The organism is Ideonella aquatica (assembly GCF_018069755.1).
GTDB classification, from domain to species: Bacteria; Pseudomonadota; Gammaproteobacteria; order Burkholderiales; family Burkholderiaceae_C; genus Ideonella; species Ideonella aquatica.
This window is the reverse complement of record NZ_JAGQDE010000002.1, coordinates 23952-43964: the sequence shown is the minus strand read 5'-3', so window position 1 is coordinate 43964 and position 20013 is coordinate 23952. Positions and strand designations below refer to the sequence as shown.

Sequence of the window (20013 nt, the reverse complement as noted above, 5' to 3'; positions counted from 1 at the left end):
ACCCGCATCCACCCACCATCCCATGACAGCGCGCCCCCGAGAGATCCAGCTCCAACGCATCACCTACCTGCGCGGCCCCAACATCTGGACCTACCGCTCCGTGCTGGAGGTCTGGCTGGACCTGGGCGAGCTGGAAGACTGGCCGTCGAACAAGCTGCCCGGCTTCAACGCCCGCCTGCTGGCCCTGCTGCCGGCGCTGGCCGAGCACCACTGCGGCGTGGGTGAGCGCGGCGGCTTCCTGCAGCGCCTGGACGAGGGCACCTGGGCCGGCCACATCCTCGAGCACTGCGTGATCGAGCTGCTCAACCTGGCCGGCATGCCCACCGGCTTCGGGCAGACGCGCAGCACCCGACAGACGGGCGTCTACCGCATGGTGTTCCGGGCCCGCGACGAGCAGGTGGCGCGGGTGGCGCTGGCCCAGGGCCATGCGCTGCTGCATGCCGCCATCCGCGACGAGGCCTTCGATGTGGACGCCGCCGTCACCGCGGTGCGTGACGCGATCGACGACTCCTTCCTGGGCCCCTCCACCGCCTGCATCGTCTCGGCCGCCACCGACCGCCGCATCCCGCACATCCGCCTGAACGACGGCAACCTGGTGCAGCTGGGCTACGGCGCCCGCCAGCGCCGCATCTGGACCGCCGAGACCGACCTGACCTGCGCGATTGCCGAGAACATCGCCAGCGACAAGGACCTGACCAAGACCCTGCTCAAGGCCTGCGGCGTGCCGGTGCCCGAGGGCGTGGCGGTGTCCAGCGCCGACGAGGCCTGGGAGGCCGCGCAGGACATGGACGCGCCGGTGGTGGTCAAACCCAGCGACGGCAACCATGGCCGCGGCGTGACGCTGGACCTGACGCAGGAGGCCGATGTGCGCGCCGCCTTCGAGCTGGCCGACAAGCACGGCTCCGAGGTGCTGGTGGAGCGCTACATCCGCGGCAACGAGCACCGGCTGCTGGTGGTGGGCGGCGAGGTGGTGGCGGTGGCCCGCGGCGAGAGCGCCTGGATCACCGGCGACGGCCGCAGCACCGTGACCGAGCTGATCGACAGCCAGATCAACTCCGACCCGCGCCGCGGCACCACCGAGGCCCATCCGCTGAACCGCCTGGACATCAGCGAGGACGAGGTCATCGGCCTGGACCTGCAGCGCCAGGGCCTGCGCAGCGATTCGGTGGTGCCGGCCGGCAAGCGCGTGCTGGTGCAGCGCAATGGCAATGTGGCGATCGACTGCACCGACGAGATCCACCCTGACGTGGCGCACCAGGTGTCGCTGGCGGTGCGCGCGGTGGGGCTGGACATCGCCGGCGTCGACCTGGTCTGCGAGGACATCTCGCAGCCGCTGGAGCCGCAGGGCGGCGCGATCGTCGAGGTCAATGCCGGCCCCGGCCTGCTGATGCACCTCAAGCCCGCGGTGGGCCAGCCCCGCCCGGTGGGCCAGGCCATCGTCGACCACCTGTTCCCGCCCGAGGACGACACCGCCCATCCGGGCCGCATCCCGATCGTCGGCGTCGCCGGCAGCCGACACGGCGCACTGATCGCCCGCGCGGTGGCCTGGCTGATCCACCTGACCGGCACGCCCACCGCGCTGGCCTGCCGCGACGGCCTGTTCCTCGGCAGCCGCCGCATCGAGCGCGCCGGCAAGCAGTTCTGGGAGGCCAGCCACCGCCTGCTGATGAACCGCGAGGCGCGCGCCGCGGTGTTCGAGAACGACGCCGGCCTGATCTTCGGCGACGGCCTGCCCTATGACCGCTGCCAGGTCGGCGTGGTCACCGACACCGAGGGCTGGCCGGCCCTGGCCCACCACGACGTGTTCGACGCCGACGCGATGTTCAAGGTGCTGCGCACCCAGATCGACGTGGTGCTGGCCGACGGCGTGGGCGTGCTCAATGCCGCCGACCCGCGCATCGCCGGCATGGCCGAGCTGTGCGACGGCGAGGTGCTGATGTACGCCGTGGACGGCCCCGACGGCCTGCCCGCCGCGCTGAGCGAGCACCTGGCCGGGGGCGGCCGCGCGGCGGTGCTGCAGGCCGGCCGCGTGACGCTGCGCTCGCCCCAGGGCGACCTGAACGGCCCCGACCTGCACGGCGTGCTGGGTCGCAAGGGCCGCGGCGGCGACGCCGGCCTGGCCGAGGCCCTGCTGGCCGCCGTGGCCGCCGCCTGGGGCTATGGCATCACCCCCGAACTGATCGCCGCCGGCCTCGAGACCTTCGAGCTCAACGCCGCCGCCTGACCCCACACGACCCGCCCCCAAGAAGTCGAACCATGGACATCTCCCGCATCCGGGCCCTGCGCGGCCCGAACCTCTGGAGCCGCCACACCGCCGTCGAGGCCATCGTCGCCTGCACGCCCGACGAGCGCGCGCTGACCACGCTGCCGGGCTTCGAGGACCGCCTGCGCGCCCTCTTCCCCGGCCTGGGCGGCCTGCGTCGCCAGCCCGCCCAGGTCACGCTGGCCCATGTGCTGGAAGCCGCCACGCTGGCGCTGCAGTCGCAGGCTGGCTGCCCGGTGACCTTCAGCCGCACCACCGCCACCGTCGAGGACGGCATCTACCAGGTGGTGGTCGAGTACACCGAGGAAGACGTGGGCCGCCGCGCGCTGGCCGCCGCCGAGGCCCTGATCCAGGCCGCGCTGGCGCCCGATGGCGCTTTTGATGCCACCGCCACCATCGCCGCGCTGCGCGAGCTGGACGAGGACGTCCGCCTGGGCCCGTCCACCGGCTCGATCGTCAACGCCGGCCTGGCCCGCGGCATCCCCCACCGCCGCCTGACCCAGGGCAGCCTGGTGCAGTTCGGCTGGGGCAGCAAGCAGCGCCGCATCTGGGCCGCCGAGGTCGACTCCACCAGCGCGGTCAGCGAATCCATCGCGCAGGACAAGGACCTGACCAAGACCCTGCTGCGCGCTGCCGGCGTGCCGGTGCCGCTGGGGCGCCCGGTCGACTCGGTCGACGAGGCCTGGGAGGTGGCGCAGGAGATCGGCCTGCCAGTGGTGGTCAAGCCGCAGGACGGCAACCAGGGCAAGGGCGTGACCGTCAACATCGTCAGCCGCGAGCATCTGGCGCTGGCCTACCGCGTGGCCGAGGAGATCGGCCAACCGATGGTCGAGAAGTTCCTGCCCGGCAGCGACTACCGCCTGCTGGTGGTGGGCCACAAGCTGGTGGCCGCCGCGCGGCGCGACCCGCCGCTGGTGATCGGCGACGGCGAGCACACGGTGCGCCAGCTGGTCGAGCAGGTCAATGCCGATCCGCGCCGCGGCGACGGCCACGCCACCTCGCTGACCAAGATCCGCTTTGATGACATCGCGGTGGCGCGCCTGGAGATCCAGGGCCTGACGCCCGAATCGGTGCCGGCCAAGGGCCAGCGCGTGATCCTGCGCAACAACGCCAACCTGTCCACCGGCGGCACCGCCACCGATGTGACCGACGACGTCCACCCCGAGGTGGCGGCGCGCGCGGTGGCGGCGGCGCAGATGATCGGCCTGGACATCTGCGGCGTCGACGTGGTGTGCGAGAGCGTGATCCGCCCGCTGGAAGAGCAAAGCGGCGGCATCGTCGAGGTGAACGCCGCGCCGGGCCTGCGCATGCACCTGTCGCCCTCCTTCGGCAAGGGCCGCGCGGTGGGCGAGGCGATCATCAACCACCTCTACCCGCCCGGCGAGGACGGCCGCATCCCGGTGGTGGCCGTCACCGGCACCAACGGCAAGACGACCACCGCGCGCCTGATCACCCACCTGTTCGCCGCCAGCGGCCTGCGCGTGGGCATGACCAACACCGACGGCGTGCATGTCAACGGCCGCCAGATCGACTCGGGCGACTGCTCGGGCCCGAAGAGCGCGCGCAACGTGCTGATGCACCCCGATGTGGATGCCGCGGTGTTCGAGACCGCGCGCGGCGGCGTGCTGCGCGAGGGCCTGGGCTTCGACCGCTGCCAGGTGGCGGTGGTCACCAACATCGGCGCCGGCGACCACCTGGGCCTGAACTACATCACCACGGTGGAAGACCTGGCGGTGCTCAAGCGGGTGATCGTGCAGAACGTGGCGCCCAGCGGCTTTGCGGTGCTCAACGCCACCGACCCGCACTGCGTGGCGATGGCACCCGAGTGCCCGGGCGGCGTCATCTACTTCTCGGCCGACCGCCATCACCCGGTGCTGGCCACCCACCGCGCGCAGGGCCAACGCTGTGTCTACATCGACGACGGCCACCTCGTGGCCGCCGAGGGCAGCGCGCGCGAGGCGATTGCGCTGCGCGACATTCCGCTGACCCGCCACGGCACGATCGGCTTCCAGGTCGAGAACGCGATGGCCGCCACCGCCGCTGCCTGGGGCGCCGGCCTGCACTGGGACGCGATCCGCGCCGGGCTGTCCAGCTTCGTCAACGACCTGGACGGCGCGCCGGGCCGCTTCAATGTGATGGACTTCAAGGGCGCCACGCTGATTGCCGACTACGGCCACAACCCGGATGCGATGCGCGCGCTGGTCGCGGCGGTGGAGGCCATGCCGGCGCAGCGCCGCAGCGTGGTGATCAGTGGGGCGGGCGATCGCCGCGACGAGGACATCCGCGAGCAGACCCAGATCCTGGGCGCCGCCTTCGACGAGGTCATCCTGTACCAGGACGCCTGCCAGCGCGGCCGCGAGGACGGCGAGGTGCTGGGCCTGCTGCGCCAGGGCCTGCAGGGCGCGGCGCGCACCACGCGGGTCGACGAGATCCGGGGTGAATTCGTCGCCATCGACACCGCGCTGGCGCGGCTCCAACCAGGCGATCTGTGCCTGGTGCTGGTGGATCAGGTCGAGGAGGCGCTGGCCCACCTGGCCCGGCGCTGCGCCGAGGCCTGATGCCGGGCTGAGACGAACGCGGCGCCCGCAGGCGCCGCAGGGATGGAGCGGGGCCTCAGGGGCCCCGCGCCGATCACTTCTTCAGCAGCTTGACTTCGGTGTTGAAGTTGTACAGCTGGCTGGCCACGCCGGTGTAGACGTGCGTGGTCACGGTGTGGGTGCCGGTGGTCACCGACACGCCACCGCGGTGGTTGAAGCTGGTGAAGCCGGTGGTCGAGGTGCGGGTCAGGAACGGGCAGTTGTCGGTGCTGACGCCATCAACGCGGATGCACAGCGCCGTCGAGGCCTCGGTGGCCGTGGGCGAGACCTGCGCTTCGGCATCCACCAGCACATAGCAGCCACCGGTGGCGGTGCAATTGACGGTCAGCGTGCTGCCGTACTGGGTGATCGTGGCCGCCGGGATCGCGGTGCCGCCGGCGCTGCCCACTTCGTGGTTCACCTTCAGCAGCTTCATCGGCGTGGTGAAGGCCTCAGGCTGGGCCTTGGCCTTCTCGACGCCCGCACCGGCCAGAGCCAGCGAGGACAAGGACAGCAGCGCGGTGGCAGCCAGGGCGGTGATCGTGGTCTTCGAACGCAGCATGGGGTACTCCTGTGAATGGGTAGGTGCAGGCACTGCGGCCTTGTCTGCCGAACGGTGCGGGTGGGCCGCTGAACCTGCAGGGGTCAGTGTCGACCTCGACGGCGGCATCAACAAGGCCACAGACAGGGGGAGTGCGGCCTGCGCAGGGGTGCGCGCCGGCCTCAAGCTAGGGGGATCGATGGATCAACTCGCCGGTCACGAGCATGCGGCGGTGCTTGCCCTCTCGCCGGGCCTGGGTCCGGCTGATACCCTCGAACGCTCAGTGAGGAGAGCCCTTGATGTTGATCTGTTCGTCCTGGCGCCAGACGCGCCTGAAGTCTGTCTGTCTGGCCGCTGCCGTGGCCGTGCCGATGCTGGCGCAGGCCACCGACCGCCCCTGGGTGCAGGGCCAGCGCACCGTGCCCTTCTTCGCCAATGCGATCAAGGAAACGGTGCTGGTCGACACCGGTTTTGATCGCGACAAGGACGGTGTGGTCGACACCATCCGGGTCGAGGTCACCCGTCCCGACACCGCGCCCGGCGTGCGCCTGCCCTTGGTCATCCACGCCTCGCCGTACTACTTCAAGAACAACCGGGCCGCCTGGGAGCCCGCCTACTTCTCCACCCGCGGCTATGCGGTCGCCACCGTGGCCTTGCCCGGCACGGACTTTTCCACCGGCTGCGACGACGTCGGCGGTGACTACGAAGTCCTGGGCACCAAGGCCGTGATCGACTGGGCCAACGGCCGCGCCGTGGGGCGCTACCTGGACGGCAGCACCGCCGACGCCACGCTGTGGACCAATGGCCAATCCGGCATGATCGGCGTGAGCTGGGACGGCACCATCGCCAATGCGGTGGCTGCCACCGGCGTCGAGGGGCTGAAGACCATCGTCCCGGTGGCGGCCATCTCCAGCTGGTACGACTACACCCGCAGCCACGGCATTCCGTACTACACCGAGCACGTGCAGTTCCTGCATGAGTACGTCAGCAATTTCGACCACCCCAGCTGCAGTGCGCTGACACCCAAGCTGCAAACCAGGTCGGACGACACCAGCGGCAGCTACAACAAGTGGTGGGCCGCGCGCGACTACCGGCTGGATGCCTCCAAGATCACCGCCAGCGTCTTCGTGGTGCACGGCCTGACCGACGAGAACGTCAAGACCGGCCAGTTCGGCCTGTGGTGGGATGAACTGGCGCGCCATGGCGTGGCGCGTCGCCTGTTCCTGCACCAGGGCCAGCATGTCGAGCCCTACTACTCCTACGGCAGCAGCTACACCACGCCGCTGCTGGCCTGGTTCGACCACTACCTGCAGGGCCTGGACAACGGCATTCCCACCGCACCGCAGGCCATCATCCAGCGCGAGAACGGCAGCTGGTCGACCGACGCCACCTGGCCGCCCGAAGGCACGACCATGCAGACGCTCAAGCTGAGCTCCCCGCTGGCGCGCCTGGCCCCGGCGCTGAGCACGGCGTCAGCCACGTCGGGCACGGCGCAGCGCTACCTCAGTTTCACGCAGGCCGCGGCCTATTCGAGCGACAGCATCGTCGGCAACCCGACGCAGGTGCGTGGCGACCGGCTGGTGTTCCTGTCCAGTGCGCTGGGCGCCCCGCTGCGCCTGGCCGGCACCACCACCGTCACGCTGCGCGTCAAGGTCGACAAGCCCGTGGCCGGCCTGCAGGCCCGTGTGGTCGACTACAACGGCAGCTCGGCCTATGTGGTCACGCGCACCATGGCCGATGTGGGCCACTACAAGTCGCTGTCGGTCAAGAAGGACCTGGTGCCGGGCGAGTGGTACACCCTCAGCTGGACCCTCAACACCGACGACCGCATCTTTGCGACCGGCCACAACCTGGGCATTGTGTTCAGTGCCGAGCAGCCCAACCCGCTGATCGGCTACCAGCCGGTGACGGTGACGGTGGACACCAAGAAGTCCTCGGTGACGATGCCGCTGCTGGGCAGCCTGAGCGATCTGTCCGCGGCCAAGGCAGTCAAGCCGATCACAACCACCACGATCGAATCGCCGCGGCGCCAGCTCAGTCGCGACGAGTTCATCCGCGAGTTCATCGAGGGCAGCCGCTGAGCGATCAGATCGGCTGACACAGACACGGCGCCCCGCGGGGCGCCGTGTGCTTTCAGGCTGCGTGAATCACGCCATCGGGCAGGTCACCGGTAGAGCTTGATCTCGGTGTTGTAGCGGTGCAGCGTGGTGGCTCTCGAGGCATACACCGCAACGCTCACCGTGTGGGTGCCAGTGGTCAGCGGGAAGCCGGTCTGGTAGTTCATCACGGTGTAACTGGTGGTCGACACCGGGGTGTTGTAGGGCCCGTCGAACACCACGCCGTCCACCAAGACCTGGATGGCCGACGGGTTGACACTGGCCCCGCCAGCCACTTGCACATTGGTATGGACGATGACGAAGCAGCCCGCGGTCACGGTGCAGTTGATGGTATGGGTGCTGCCATAGGGACTGGAACCCGCAGGCAGCGCAGAACCGAAGCCGTTGCCCGCCTCAAAGTAGGTCTTTTGCAGCTTCAGTGCCGCACTGAAGGCTTGGGGTTGTGCGCCCTGGCTGGTGCTGGCGGCATCGGCGCCGGCCTGCACGGACTGACTCAGCAGGACGGCCGCAGCGGCGGCGATCAGGGACAGCGTGGACTGGAACATCGTCGGTACTCCTTGGGGTCGGTGTGGGGGCACTGCGCCGCGCCGCGCGTCGCCCCAGTGCCGCTGACAGTCTGGGTCCAGGCCAGGCCAGCGGCAAGACCCCGGACGAGGGGGACTGCCCGCCGCTGAAGGCCGTGCGTGGTTTGAACTAGGGGGGGCTGAGCCGCGCCATCACGGCGCACTGCGTATCCCGTCACAAGGAGTTCCCACCATGCGCAGCATCCGCTTCCCCTGGCTGACCGACGACGTCGGCCTCTTCGGCGCCAACCCACTGGGCCCGCTGGACAACGTCGTCGGCACCGAAGACGACGACTTCCTGGGCGACACAGCGGGCAACGATGTGGTCTGGGGCCTGGGCGGCAACGACACCCTGCTGTCCAGCCAGGGCTACGACGTGCTGCTGGGCGGCAGCGGTGACGACGAATACATGACCACCACGGCCAGCAGCGTGCTGATCCAGGATGAGTCAGGCGACGACCTGGCGGGCCTGGCGCTGGCCAACTCCGACACCGGCTATACCCGGCTGGTGGTCCGTGACGGCGCCGGTGACGCGATCGCCGATCTGAGCTGGCAGTCGGATCGCGCCACGATCGAGGCCGCCAATGCCGCCGGTGCGCGCTTCGAGTTCATCCGCTGGACCAGCGGCGCCTGGACGCTCCAGCACGCGGTGGAGGGCGTGGAGCACTTTCAGATCACCGGCAGTGACACCCAGGACCTGCTGCTGGCGCGCGGCAGCAAGGGCTATGCCTTTGATGGCCGCGGCGGCTTCGACAGCTTCTATGCCGACTGGTCCAGTGCCAGCACCGACATCACCTGGGTCAACACACCGAGCCTGACGCAGACCGTCCATGGCATCCAGATCGCTGGCGTCGAGCGCCTGATCCTGCGCACCGGCAGCGGCAACGACACGATCGACAACCGCGGCAATGGCTCGTCCACCGATGACCTGGTCACCGGCGCTGGCCACGACTGGGTGGCCGTCGACCAGGGCACGGTCGACACCGGCAGCGGCGACGACACCATCACCCAGGCCTGGGGCAGCGTCGATGGCGGCGCCGACAGCGACACGCTGCACATGGGCGGCATCTACAACTCCGACACCGGCGTCACCCGGCTGCTGGCCTATGACGCCAGCCACACCCTGGTCGGCGACCTGTCCTACACCAGCAGCCGCGCCGACATCGAGACCGCGCTGGCCAGCGCCACCCAGTTCGACTTCAGCAGTTGGTGGAGCGGCGGCTGGCGTACCCAGCTGCACACCGCCAACATCGAGCACTGGACGATCAGCGGCAGCCAGACCGCCGATCTGATCGTGGCCCGCGGCAACGGTGACAGTTACGCCGGCAACGGCGGCTTCGACAGCTTCTATGCCGACTGGTCCGGCGCCAGCAGCGACATCAGCTGGGTCAACACCCCCGCCAGCACCCAGACCATCAACGGCATCAGCGTCTCGGGCTTCGAGCGCCTGATCCTGCGCACCGGCAGCGGCGACGACACGATCGACAACCGCGGCAATGGCTCCGGCACCGACGACCTGGTCACCGGCGCCGGCAACGACTGGGTGGCGCTGGACCAGGGCACGGTGGACACCGGCAGCGGCGACGACACCATCTCCCAGGCCTGGGGCAGCGTCGATGGCGGCGCCGACAGCGACACGCTGCACATGGGCGGCATCTACAACTCCGACACCGGCGTCACCCGGCTGCTGGCCTATGACGCCAGCCACACCCTGGTCGGCGACCTGTCCTACACCAGCAGCCGCGCCGACATCGAGACCGCGCTGGCCAGCGCCACCCAGTTCGACTTCAGCAGTTGGTGGAGCGGCGGCTGGCGTACCCAGCTGCACACCGCCAACATCGAGCACTGGACGATCAGCGGCAGCCAGACCGCCGATCTGATCGTGGCCCGCGGCAACGGTGACAGCTACGCCGGCAACGGCGGCTTCGACAGCTTCTATGCCGACTGGTCCAGCGCCAGCAGCGACATCACCTGGGTCAACACCCCCGCCAGCACCCAGACGGTCAACGGCATCAGCGTGGCCGGCTTCGAGCGCCTGATCCTGCGCACCGGCAGCGGCAACGACACGATCGATAACCGCGGCAATGGCTCGTCCACCGATGACCTGGTCACTGGCGCCGGCCACGACTGGGTGGCCGTCGACCAGGGCACGGTCGACACCGGCAGCGGCGACGACACCATCACCCAGGCCTGGGGCAGCGTCGATGGCGGCGCCGACAGCGACACGCTGCACATGGGCGGCATCTACAACTCCGACACCGGCGTCACCCGGCTGCTGGCCTATGACGCCAGCCACACCCTGGTCGGCGACCTGTCCTACACCAGCAGCCGCGCCGACATCGAGACCGCGCTGGCCAGCGCCACCCAGTTCGACTTCAGCAGTTGGTGGAGCGGCGGCTGGCGTACCCAGCTGCACACCGCCAACATCGAGCACTGGACGATCAGCGGCAGCCAGACCGCCGATCTGATCGTGGCCCGCGGCAACGGTGACAGCTACGCCGGCAACGGCGGCTTCGACAGCTTCTATGCCGACTGGTCCAGCGCCAGCACCGACATCACCTGGGTCAACACCCCCGCCAGCACCCAGACGGTCAATGGCATCAGCGTCTCGGGCTTCGAGCGCCTGATCCTGCGCACAGGCAGCGGCAACGACACGATCGACAACCGCGGCAATGGCTCGTCCACCGATGACCTGGTCACTGGCGCCGGCCACGACTGGGTGGCCGTCGACCAGGGCACGGTCGACACCGGCAGCGGCGACGACACCATCACCCAGGCCTGGGGCAGCGTCGATGGCGGCGCCGACAGCGACACGCTGACGATCGCCAGCCTCTACAACTCGGACACCGGCTACACCCGCTTGCTCGCCTACGACGCCAGCGGCACGCTGCTGGGCGACCTGAACCACACCAGCAGCCGTGCCACGATCGCCACGGCGCTGGCCAGCGCCACCCAGTTCGACTTCGTCAGCTGGTGGAGCAGCAGCTGGCGCACCCAACTGCATGCCGCCAACATCGAGCAGTGGAGCATCACCGGCAGCGCCACCAATGACCTGATCGTGGCGCGCGGCGAGAGCGGCGACTACCTTGGCGGCGGCGGCGTGGACACCTTCTATGCCGACTGGTCGGCCAGCAGCAGCGCGATCACGCTGGGCAGCGTGGGCGCCCTCACCGATGTTCACTGGGACGGCTTCGAACGCAGCCTGATCACGGGCAGCGCCTGGGGCGACCAGCTCGACCTGGCGGCCAACACCGGCAGCGACGATGTGCTGGCCGGCCAGGGCAACGACACGATCAGCGGCATCGGTGCGGGCGACACGGTGGCAGGCGGCACAGGCGACGACGTCTACCGGGTGACGGACAGTTCGGCCGTGCTGGTCGAGCTGGCCGGCGCTGGCCACGACGAAGTCTGGAGCAGCGTCAGCTTCGCGCTGGGCCTGAACCTGGAAACGCTGCGCCTGTTGGGCAGTGATGCCATCGACGGCATCGGCAATGCCCGCGACAACCTGATGATCGGCAACATCGGCGACAACCTGCTGCGGGGCCGGGTCGGCAATGACCTGCTGCTGGGCGAGGCCGGGAGTGATGTGCTGCAAGGCGGCGTCGGCGCCGACACCCTGCGCGGCGGCGCCGACAACGACCGCCTGATCGGCGGGGCGGGCGTCGACCGGTTCGTGCTGGAGGCCGACGCGACGGCCAACGGCCTGGACAAGCTGCTGGATGTGCAGGCCGGCCTCGGTGGCGACGTGGTGGACCTGAGCGCCTTCTTCGGCCCGGCCGGCGCCACCGCGCTGGATGGCAACCCCGGCGGCGGCACCAGCCTGGACGCGCTGACGCTGCCCCTGACGCTCAGCGGCCAGCACCTGTTCGCCGTGGCCGGCGATTTCGGCAGCGATGGCCCCAGCGCCAAGGAACTGGCCACGCTGTTGCAGGGCACGCGGGTCGATGACGGCAGCCACCAGGCGATCCTGGTGCAGGACCTGCTGAGCGGTCAGGGCCACCTGTTCTTTGTCGAGGAGCGGGCCGACGACGGCAACACCCGACTGCAGGCGCCCGAACTGCACGAGGTGGCGCTGCTGACGCTGGACGCCGGCCTGCCCAGCACCGCACTGTGGGCCGAGAACTTCCGGCTCACCGCCAGCGGCGGTTGAGCGCGACGAAGCATCAGGCCGCGGCCGGCGTGCGGATCAGGTGGTCGAAGGCCGACAGCGCGGCCTTCGCGCCCTCGCCGGTGGCGATGATGATCTGCTTGTAGGGCACGGTCGTCGCGTCACCGGCGGCGAAGATGCCGGGCACGCTGGTGTGGCCCTTGGCATCAATGACGATCTCGCCGAAGCGGCTGAGCTCGATCGTGCCCTTGAGGAACTCGGTGTTGGGCACCAGGCCGATCTGTACGAAGACGCCGGCCAGCGCGGGGGCGTGTTCCTCGCCGGTGACGCGGTCCTTCCAGGTCAGGCCGGTCATCTTCTGGCCGTCGCCGGTGACCTCGGTGGTCTGGGCGTTGAGGTGCACGGTCACGTTGGGCAGCGAGCGCAGCTTGTCGACCAGCACCTGGTCGGCCTTGAGCTGGTCAGCAAACTCCAGCACGGTGACGCTGCGCACGATCCCGGCCAGGTCGATCGCGGCCTCGATGCCCGAGTTGCCGCCGCCGATCACCGCCACGTCCTTGCCCTTGAACAGCGGGCCGTCGCAGTGCGGGCAGTAGGCCACGCCCTTGGTGCGGTACTCGGCCTCGCCGGGCACGTTCATGTTGCGCCAACGTGCGCCGGTGGCCAGGATGATGCTGCGGCCCTTGAGCGTGGCGCCGTTGTCCAGCGTCACCGTGGCGTAGCCGCCGGGCTGCGGGGCCGGCTCAATGTGCGCCACGCGCTGCAGCGTCATCACGTCCACACCGTACTGGCGCACATGGGCCTCCAGCGCGGCCGCGAACTTCGGGCCGTCGGTCTCCTGCACCGAGATAAAGTTCTCGATCGCCAGCGTGTCCATGGTCTGGCCGCCGAAGCGCTCGGCGACGATGCCGGTGCGGATGCCCTTGCGCGCCGCATACACCGCCGCCGCGGCGCCGGCCGGACCGCCGCCGATGATCAGCACCTCGTAGGGCGCCTTCTCGCTGAGCTTGGCGGCCTCGCGCTTCGCGGCACCGGTGTCGATCTTGGCCAGGATCTCGGCCACCTCCATGCGGCCGTTGCCAAAAGGCTGGTCGTTGAGGAAGACGCTGGGCACGGCCATGATCTGGCGCTGCTCGACCTCGGCCTGGAACAGGCCGCCGTCGATCGCCACGGCGCGGATGCGCGGGTTGAACACCGCCATCAGGTTCATCGCCTGCACCACGTCCGGGCAGTTGTGGCAGGTCAGGCTCATGAAGGTGTCGAAGGCGAAGTCGCCGTCGATCGCGCGGATCTGCTCCAGCAGCTCGGGCTCGACCTTGGGCGGGTGGCCGCCGGCCCACAGCAGCGCCAGCACCAGCGAGGTGAACTCGTGGCCCATCGGCACGGCGGCGAAATGCACGCCCATGTCGTGGCCGACGCGGGTGATCTGGAAGCTGGGGCGGCGCGCGAACTGGCCGTCGAAGCGGGCGCTGATCTTGGCCGGCGCGATGGCGGCGATCTCGGTGATCAGCTCGCGGATCTGCTGCGCGCCTTCGGAGTCATCGAGGCTGGCGATCAGCTCGATCGGCTGGCTGATGCGCTCGAAGTAGGCGGCGAGTTGGCCGGTGGTGGTGGTGTCCAGCATGGTGGCGCTCCTTGGGCGTTGTCAGGGTGAGGTCGTCCGGACCCCGTTGACAACCTCCACCCGGGCGTCCCGCCGGGAGGCTGTCAACGGGGCCTGATCCGGGGATCGGGCCGGGGGGAAAGAGCGGGCCGCTGGCCCGCTCCATCAGGGTGCATCAGCGCGTCAGATCTTGCCGACCAGGTCCAGCGACGGGGCCAGGGTCTTGGCGCCTTCCTTCCACTTGGCCGGGCAGACCTGGCCGGGGTTGGCCGCCGTGTACTGGGCAGCCTTGAGCTTGCGCAGGGTTTCCGACACGTCGCGGGCGATCTCGTTGGAATGCACTTCCATGGTCTTGATCACGCCGTCCGGGTTGACGATGAACGTGCCGCGCAGCGCCAGGCCTTCCTCGGCGATGTGCACGCCGAAGGCGTTGGTCAGCGCGTGGGTGGGGTCGCCCACCAGCGGGAACTTGGCCTTGCCGACGGCCGGCGAGGTCTCGTGCCACACCTTGTGCGAGAAGTGGGTGTCGGTGGTGACGATGTAAACCTCGGCGCCGGCGGCCTGGAAGGCGGCGTAGTTGTCGGCAGCGTCCTCGATCTCGGTCGGGCAGTTGAAGGTGAAGGCGGCCGGCATGAAGATCAGGACCGACCACTTGCCCTTCAGGCTCTCATCGGAGACGGTGATGAACTCGCCCTTGCCGGCGCGGTTGACGAAAGCCTGGGTCTTGAACGGCTGGACGGTGGTGTTGATCAGCGACATGGTGTTCCTTGGGGTTTGGGGATGTGCAGTGCTTGCTGCGACGGAACGAATCTTAGTTGCGCCGCAGCATTCTGTGGATTGATTGATCGAATCTGCACCATAGGCGTCCCCTATTGGCCCGCGCGTGCCACACTGGGGCCATGCCGACCCCTGTCGACCCCCTGCTGTCCATTGACCGCTGCCCGCGCTGTGGCGGCGCGTTCCACTGCGGCGCCAAGGACACAGCCCCGTGCGCCTGCACGGGGCTGACTCTGACGCCGGAGCTGCTGGCGGGCCTGCGGGCCCGCTGGAGCCGCTGCCTGTGCCTGGCGTGCCTGAGCGCGTTGGCCGCCGGAGCGCCACTTGCCCCCGGCGACGGGCCCGGTCAGGGCGTCTCGCGCACGTAGAGGTCCGGCGAGGTGCCCGTGTCGCGCGGGTCCAGGTTGCTGCCGTTCGAGACGAACACCACCACCCCCGGACTCAGCCGCGCCATCGCCGGCTCCATCGACGAGCTGTTGGCCACGACGCCGCTGTCGTTCTGCGAGACCAGGCTGAGCTGGCCGGTCTGGCGATCCCGCCGATAGACCTGCTGGTGCATGCCCACGCCGGGGATCAGGTTGTTGGCGTAGGAATCGAACACCAGGTGCCGACCGTCATGGCTGGTGGCCGACAGGAGGCTCATGCCATTGCTGCCCACGCCGTCGGCATTGATCGACTCGATGGCCACGGCGCCCGTGATCAGGTCGCGGCTGAACAGCGCCCAGCTGCTGAAGGGCACCGAGGTCAGGCTGCGGTCCCAGGAGGCGAAGAACACCGTGCGGCCGTCGCCCGCCAGCACCGGCACATCGGCCTGGGTGCCCACGCGGACGGTGCTGCCGGTGCCGCGGTCATGCACGAACACGTCCTGCAGGCCGTTGTCGTCGCCATCGACCAGGTCGCTGGCATAGCTGGTGAAGGCGATCTTCTGGCCATCGGCGCTGATGCTGGGCGGGCGGGTCATGTAGAGCGGAACGCCCTGGCTTTGCGCCCCGCCGCTGCGCACCGAGATGCGTTGCGTCAGGCCGCTCTGGCGGTCGAAGGCAAACACATCAGGCGCGCCGTTGGTGTCGCCGCTCACCAGGTTGCTGGCCTCGGAGACAAAGGTGATCCAGCGGCCATCGGCGCTGATGTTGGGCGTGCGGCTGTGGCCATTGCCGCCGGGCGTGACCAAGGTGGTCGTGCCGGTGCGCAGGTCGCGCACGAAGATGTCGGACTTGCCATTGGTGTCGCCAGCCACCAGGTCGGAGGCGCCCGACTCGAACACCACGCTGCGGCCGTCGCCGCTGATGGCACCCCACATCGACAGGCCGTTGCCGGCGACCCCGGCCGGGTTGGCCGAGATCAGCGTGAACAGGTTCTGCATCTGGTCGTACAGGTAGACGTCATAGGCGTTGTTGGCGTCGCCCGAGACCATCGCTGCCGGCGTGGTGAAGACGACATGGCGTCCCTTGGCGCTGACCGAGGCCCCGTTGCCGCCGCTGGCGCGCAGGATCACCCGGGTGGCGTTGTCCTGCGCCAGCACGCTGCGGCTCAGGCCGGTCCGGCCGGGCGAGCCATCGGCTTCGACGGCGCGCATCGCATAGTGGTAGGTGGTGCCCGTCACCACCGTCTCGTCCAGCCAGCCGGGCGACTTGCCCACGGCCGTCAGCACCCCACCCAGGCTGGCGCACTGTCCGACGTCGGTCACCGGGACCAGGGCGCGGCAGATCTCGTAGCCGGCAGCCTTGTTGACGGCCGGCCAGGTCAGCAGCACACGCCGAGCCCCGGCGGTGACCTGCGGCGACACCGCAGGCAACTGGGGGAACAGCCACAGGGACAGCAGGTCGGTGCTGGTGGCGCCCAGATCGTCGGTGGCCACCACCTGGTAGACCACCTCCTTGCCCTGGGAGATGCCCGGCACGGTGTAGCTCAGGCAGGCCTGGTCATCCGTCATCGTGACCTTCTTCAGCGCCGGCCCCTTGATCTGGGTCCACTGGCGCGAGACGATGTTGCCGTCGTAGTCCAGACCACCTGCGCAGGTCTGCACGATGGCGTGCTTGTAGACGGTGCGTGTGGCGCCCAGGGTCTGCACGGGGGGCTGGTTGGAGGCACTGGCCCGGACCGTGATCACCACCTCGTCGCTGTGCGTGGTGCCGCTGCCATCGACCGCCTGGAAGCGGAAATGCAGGTCGGTGTCGACCGCCACGCTGGGCGTGTAAAAGGTCGGGTTGGGAACCGTGGTGCTCGACAGCGTGACCGAGGGACCCGACAGCTGGGTCCACTGGTAGCCGGTCATCGGCAGGTTGTGCAGGTTCAGCGCGCTGCCGGTCAGGCGCACGGTGGTGCCGATATTGACCTGCTGGTCGATACCAGCGTCGAGCGGCACGGCCTGGACGGCCGCGGGCAGGGCCAGCGCCAGGGCAACGGAGCGGACAAGGGCAGTGGACATGGGCGGTACTTCAAGGTGGGTGACTGGAGCGGGCAGCGCGCGCCGCTCCTTCAACCACTCACGCAGCACCACACCGCCGGGCGGCTCATGCCGCCGACCCCTCAAACTGGGGGTGTCAGCCGCACTGCCCCACGTAACCGCAGGCGGTGCAGAAGTCGCAGCCGTCCTTGTGGATCATCGTGGCGTTGCCGCACTCGGGGCAGGGCTTGCCGGCCATCGGGGCGACGGTGACGGCGCCATCGGCCTTGGGGCGCGGGGCCTCGAGTATGCCCATCTCGCGCAGCGGGAAGCCCTGCTCATCCAGCACGCCCAGCATCGCATAGCGGTGGATCACCAGGCGGGCGATGTAGGCCACGGTGGACGGCCAGGTCTGCTGGCGCTTTTCGCCAGGCACCGGGGCCATGAAGTGGCCCAGCGGCTCACCCACGTTGAGCAGCTTGCGCAGCTTCATGCCGATCCAGGCCGGGTCGATCACCCGCATGTCGAGTGACAGCAGGCGCGCCAGGCCGTCGTAGGCCTTGGGGTAGTTGCCCGAGAAGCCCACGGCGCAAGGCCGGGTGACGTAGCCGGTGGCCGAGTCGGTGGCCGCCAGCGCCACCTCCTTGAGGGTCATCGTGAACGATTCCTGGGTGCCCGGGTTCTCGATGTCAACCGCCCAGGCCAGCGTGCCGGCCGAGCTGGTGCGCGGCTCCTCGCGGCTGAACATGGCGTCGAGCACCGGCGTGGGGCCGCCCTCTTCCAGCGCACCCAGCTGCTCGCAGCGCCAGCGGATCACGCTGCCGGTGGCCGCCACCACGCCAGGGAACAGGCGCTTCTCGCCATGCGGCGGGAAGGCCATCTCGAAGCTGCGCTCCTCGGCCACGGTGGCCAGCGCATCGAGCTTGAGCTTGAGCCAGGCCGGGTCGTTGACACGCATGTCCATCGACAGCGTCTTGGCCAACGCACCCAGGCCGCGCGGCTGCTCGGCGCCGTTGACCCAGACCTCGAAGGGCAGGTTCTTGCCGAACAGGCCGCCGTCCGGGCCCTCGGCCGGCAGCTCACCCACGAACAGCGCGAAGTCGCCGTGCGGGTGCTGGATCATGTAGCTCCAGGCCGGGTTGCCGCCGCGCATCTCGGGGCGGCCGGGCCAGCGCAGCGAGGTCAGCACCGGCTTGGGCAGCTTCTCCAGCTTCAGGCGCTGGTTGGCGTGGTCGGCCACCAGCGGCGCCGGCTGGGCGGTGGTGGCGGGCTCGACGCTCAGCACCGAGCCCAGGATGGCATTGGGCCGGTAGGTGGCCAGGCCCTTGAGGCCGCTCTTCCAGGCGGTGAGGTAGAGGTCCTGGAAGTCGGCGTAGGGGTAGTCGGCCGGCACGTTGACGGTCTTGGAGATCGCCGTGTCGATGCACGGCGCCACCGCGGCCACCATCAGCGCATGGGCCTCGGCGCTCATCTCCAGCGCGGTGACGAAGGCCTCCGTCAGCGGCGCGTTGTCGCCCTTGAGGTGGCGGTACAGGCGCCAGGCGTGGTCCTCGACCGCGTACTCCTTGAAGCTGCCGTCGGGCATGCGCTTCTTGCGGTTGTAGGTCCAGCTGAACGCGGGCTCGATGCCATTGCTGGCGTTGTCGGCAAAGGCCAGGCTGATCGTGCCGGTGGGCGCGATGGAGAGCAGGTGCGAGTTGCGCAGGCCGTGCTCGCGGATGCGCTCCTTGACCGCCGCGGGCAGGCGGCTGGCGAAACTGGCGCCGCTGAGGTACATGTCGGCGTTGAACAGCGGGAAGGCGCCGCGCTCCTGGGCCATGTCGACGCTGGCGTTGTAGGCGCCATCGCGCATCACCTCGGAGATGTGGCGCGCCATCTCGCGCGCGGCCGGCGTGTCGTAGCGCAGGCCCAGCATCACCAGCGCGTCGCCCAGGCCGGTGAAGCCCAGGCCGACGCGGCGCTTGTTGGCGGCCTCTTCGCGCTGGCGCTCCAGCGGCCAGACGGTGACGTCCAGCACGTTGTCCAGCATGCGCGTGGCCACCTTGACCACGTCGGTGAAGGCGGCGTCGTCGAAGCTGGCGTCGGCCTCAAACGGGTTGCGCACATAGTGCGTCAGGTCGATCGAGCCCAGGCAGCAGCAGCCATACGGCGGCAGCGGCTGCTCGGCGCAGGGGTTGGTGGCGGCGATCGTCTCGCAGTAGGACAGGTTGTTGTCCAGGTTGATGCGGTCCAGGAACAGCACGCCGGGCTCGGCGTGGTCGTAGGTGGAGCGCATCACCTGGTCCCACAGCGTGCTGGCCGCCACCTTGCGGTAGACCCACATCCCATCGGCTCGCTGGTAGGCGCCAGCGGCCTTCTGCTTGTCGCCGGGCTCGGCGCGGTGCACCAGTTCCACATCAGCGCCGGCCTGCACCGCCTGCATGAAGGCGTCGGTCACGCCGATCGAGATGTTGAAGTTGCGCAGGTCACCTTCATCCTTGGCGTGGATGAAGTCCTCGATGTCGGGGTGGTCGCAGCGCAGCACGCCCATTTGCGCGCCGCGGCGGGCGCCGGCCGATTCCACCGTCTCGCAGGAGCGGTCGAAGACGCGCATGTAGCTGACCGGGCCCGAGGCACTGGACTGGGTGGAGCCGACCCAGGCGCCCTTGGGGCGGATGCGCGAAAAGTCGTAGCCCACGCCACCGCCGCGGCGCATCGTCTCGGCGGCCTCGGTCAGCGCGGTGTAGATGCCGGGGAAGCCGTCATCGACCGAGGCGATCGAGTCGCCCACCGGCTGCACGAAACAGTTGATCAGCGTGGCGGTCAGGTCGGTGCCGGCGGCCGAGTTGATGCGTCCGGCCGGCACGAAGCCGCGGCGCTGGGCCTCGAAGAACCGGGCCTCCCAGTGGGCGCGGTGCTCGGGGGCCTCAACGGCCGCCAACGCACGCGCGACGCGCGAACGCACTTCGTCGACCGTGCGCTCGTCGCCTTTGGCGTATTTCTCGACCAGCACCTCTTCGCTGATCGGTTGGGCGGGCAGGCTGTCGAGCAGCGAGGGCTGGCGGGGGGCGGTGCGGGTTCGGCTCATGGACGCAGGGTT

Annotated in this window: 11 protein-coding genes; 5 read left to right on the top strand and 6 right to left on the bottom strand. The window is 69.6% G+C overall.

Translation table 11 applies throughout. The features are described from left to right. The first annotated feature begins 22 nt into the window (after positions 1–22). Positions 23–2224: a cyanophycin synthetase gene (locus KAK06_RS02350; protein WP_210800197.1), complete on the top strand. Its 2202-nt coding sequence runs from the start codon at positions 23–25 to the stop codon at positions 2222–2224. A gap of 32 nt (positions 2225–2256) precedes the next feature. Beyond that, the gene (cphA, locus tag KAK06_RS02345) at positions 2257–4821 is read left to right on the top strand and encodes a cyanophycin synthetase (RefSeq protein WP_210800196.1); all 2565 of its coding nucleotides are present in this window, start codon (positions 2257–2259) and stop codon (positions 4819–4821) included. A gap of 73 nt (positions 4822–4894) precedes the next feature. On the opposite strand, the gene KAK06_RS02340 is transcribed toward cphA, so the two are convergent. After that, positions 4895–5401 carry a hypothetical protein gene (locus KAK06_RS02340; protein WP_210800195.1) on the bottom strand — a complete coding sequence of 169 codons (507 nt, stop codon included), beginning with the start codon at positions 5399–5401 and terminating at the stop codon, positions 4895–4897. Between the two features lie 278 nt (positions 5402–5679). Between KAK06_RS02340 and KAK06_RS02335 the strand changes: the two genes are divergently transcribed. Continuing rightward, entirely contained in the window at positions 5680–7461 is a 1782-nt protein-coding gene (locus tag KAK06_RS02335; protein WP_210800194.1) for a CocE/NonD family hydrolase, read from the top strand. Positions 7462–7544: 83 nt separating this feature from the next. On the opposite strand, the gene KAK06_RS02330 is transcribed toward KAK06_RS02335, so the two are convergent. Next, on the bottom strand, positions 7545–8042 hold the full coding sequence (locus KAK06_RS02330; protein ID WP_210800193.1) for a hypothetical protein: 498 nt from the start codon (positions 8040–8042) through the stop codon (positions 7545–7547). A 211-nt stretch (positions 8043–8253) separates the two neighbouring features. On the opposite strand from KAK06_RS02330, the gene KAK06_RS02325 reads away from it, so the two are divergent. Next, a complete protein-coding gene (locus tag KAK06_RS02325; RefSeq protein WP_210800192.1) occupies positions 8254–12210 on the top strand; it encodes a beta strand repeat-containing protein in 3957 nt (1318 codons plus the stop codon). Between the two features lie 13 nt (positions 12211–12223). Here the strand turns inward: KAK06_RS02325 and ahpF are convergent, their stop codons facing one another. Both ahpF and ahpC read right to left on the bottom strand, forming a co-directional pair. Then, a complete protein-coding gene (ahpF, locus tag KAK06_RS02320) occupies positions 12224–13792 on the bottom strand; it encodes an alkyl hydroperoxide reductase subunit F (RefSeq protein WP_210800191.1) in 1569 nt (522 codons plus the stop codon). Positions 13793–13954: 162 nt separating this feature from the next. Further along, positions 13955–14530: an alkyl hydroperoxide reductase subunit C gene (ahpC, locus tag KAK06_RS02315; protein WP_210800190.1), complete on the bottom strand. Its 576-nt coding sequence runs from the start codon at positions 14528–14530 to the stop codon at positions 13955–13957. A gap of 140 nt (positions 14531–14670) precedes the next feature. Here ahpC and KAK06_RS02310 point away from each other — a divergent pair, with 140 nt between their 5' ends. Beyond that, positions 14671–14916, top strand: a complete 246-nt coding sequence (locus tag KAK06_RS02310) for a cysteine-rich CWC family protein (RefSeq protein WP_210800189.1) — start codon at positions 14671–14673, stop codon at positions 14914–14916. Here the strand turns inward: KAK06_RS02310 and KAK06_RS02305 are convergent. Together KAK06_RS02305 and KAK06_RS02300 are read right to left on the bottom strand one after the other, a co-directional pair. Then, positions 14895–16976: a TolB family protein gene (locus tag KAK06_RS02305; protein WP_210800188.1), complete on the bottom strand. Its 2082-nt coding sequence runs from the start codon at positions 16974–16976 to the stop codon at positions 14895–14897. The genes KAK06_RS02310 and KAK06_RS02305 overlap by 22 nt on opposite strands. Before the next feature lie 115 nt (positions 16977–17091). Then, positions 17092–20001 carry an adenosylcobalamin-dependent ribonucleoside-diphosphate reductase gene (locus KAK06_RS02300; protein ID WP_210800187.1) on the bottom strand — a complete coding sequence of 970 codons (2910 nt, stop codon included), beginning with the start codon at positions 19999–20001 and terminating at the stop codon, positions 17092–17094. Between the last annotated feature and the right edge of the window lie 12 nt (positions 20002–20013).

Coding starts and splice junctions, on each gene's coding strand:
- KAK06_RS02300 (WP_210800187.1), bottom strand. CDS start 20,001: ATGAGCCGAACCCGCACCGCCCCCCGCCAGCCCTCGCTGCTCGACAGC.
- KAK06_RS02310 (WP_210800189.1), top strand. CDS start 14,671: ATGCCGACCCCTGTCGACCCCCTGCTGTCCATTGACCGCTGCCCGCGC.
- KAK06_RS02325 (WP_210800192.1), top strand. CDS start 8,254: ATGCGCAGCATCCGCTTCCCCTGGCTGACCGACGACGTCGGCCTCTTC.
- KAK06_RS02340 (WP_210800195.1), bottom strand. CDS start 5,401: ATGCTGCGTTCGAAGACCACGATCACCGCCCTGGCTGCCACCGCGCTG.
- KAK06_RS02335 (WP_210800194.1), top strand. CDS start 5,680: ATGTTGATCTGTTCGTCCTGGCGCCAGACGCGCCTGAAGTCTGTCTGT.
- ahpF (WP_210800191.1), bottom strand. CDS start 13,792: ATGCTGGACACCACCACCACCGGCCAACTCGCCGCCTACTTCGAGCGC.
- KAK06_RS02330 (WP_210800193.1), bottom strand. CDS start 8,042: ATGTTCCAGTCCACGCTGTCCCTGATCGCCGCCGCTGCGGCCGTCCTG.
- KAK06_RS02350 (WP_210800197.1), top strand. CDS start 23: ATGACAGCGCGCCCCCGAGAGATCCAGCTCCAACGCATCACCTACCTG.
- ahpC (WP_210800190.1), bottom strand. CDS start 14,530: ATGTCGCTGATCAACACCACCGTCCAGCCGTTCAAGACCCAGGCTTTC.
- KAK06_RS02305 (WP_210800188.1), bottom strand. CDS start 16,976: ATGTCCACTGCCCTTGTCCGCTCCGTTGCCCTGGCGCTGGCCCTGCCC.
- cphA (WP_210800196.1), top strand. CDS start 2,257: ATGGACATCTCCCGCATCCGGGCCCTGCGCGGCCCGAACCTCTGGAGC.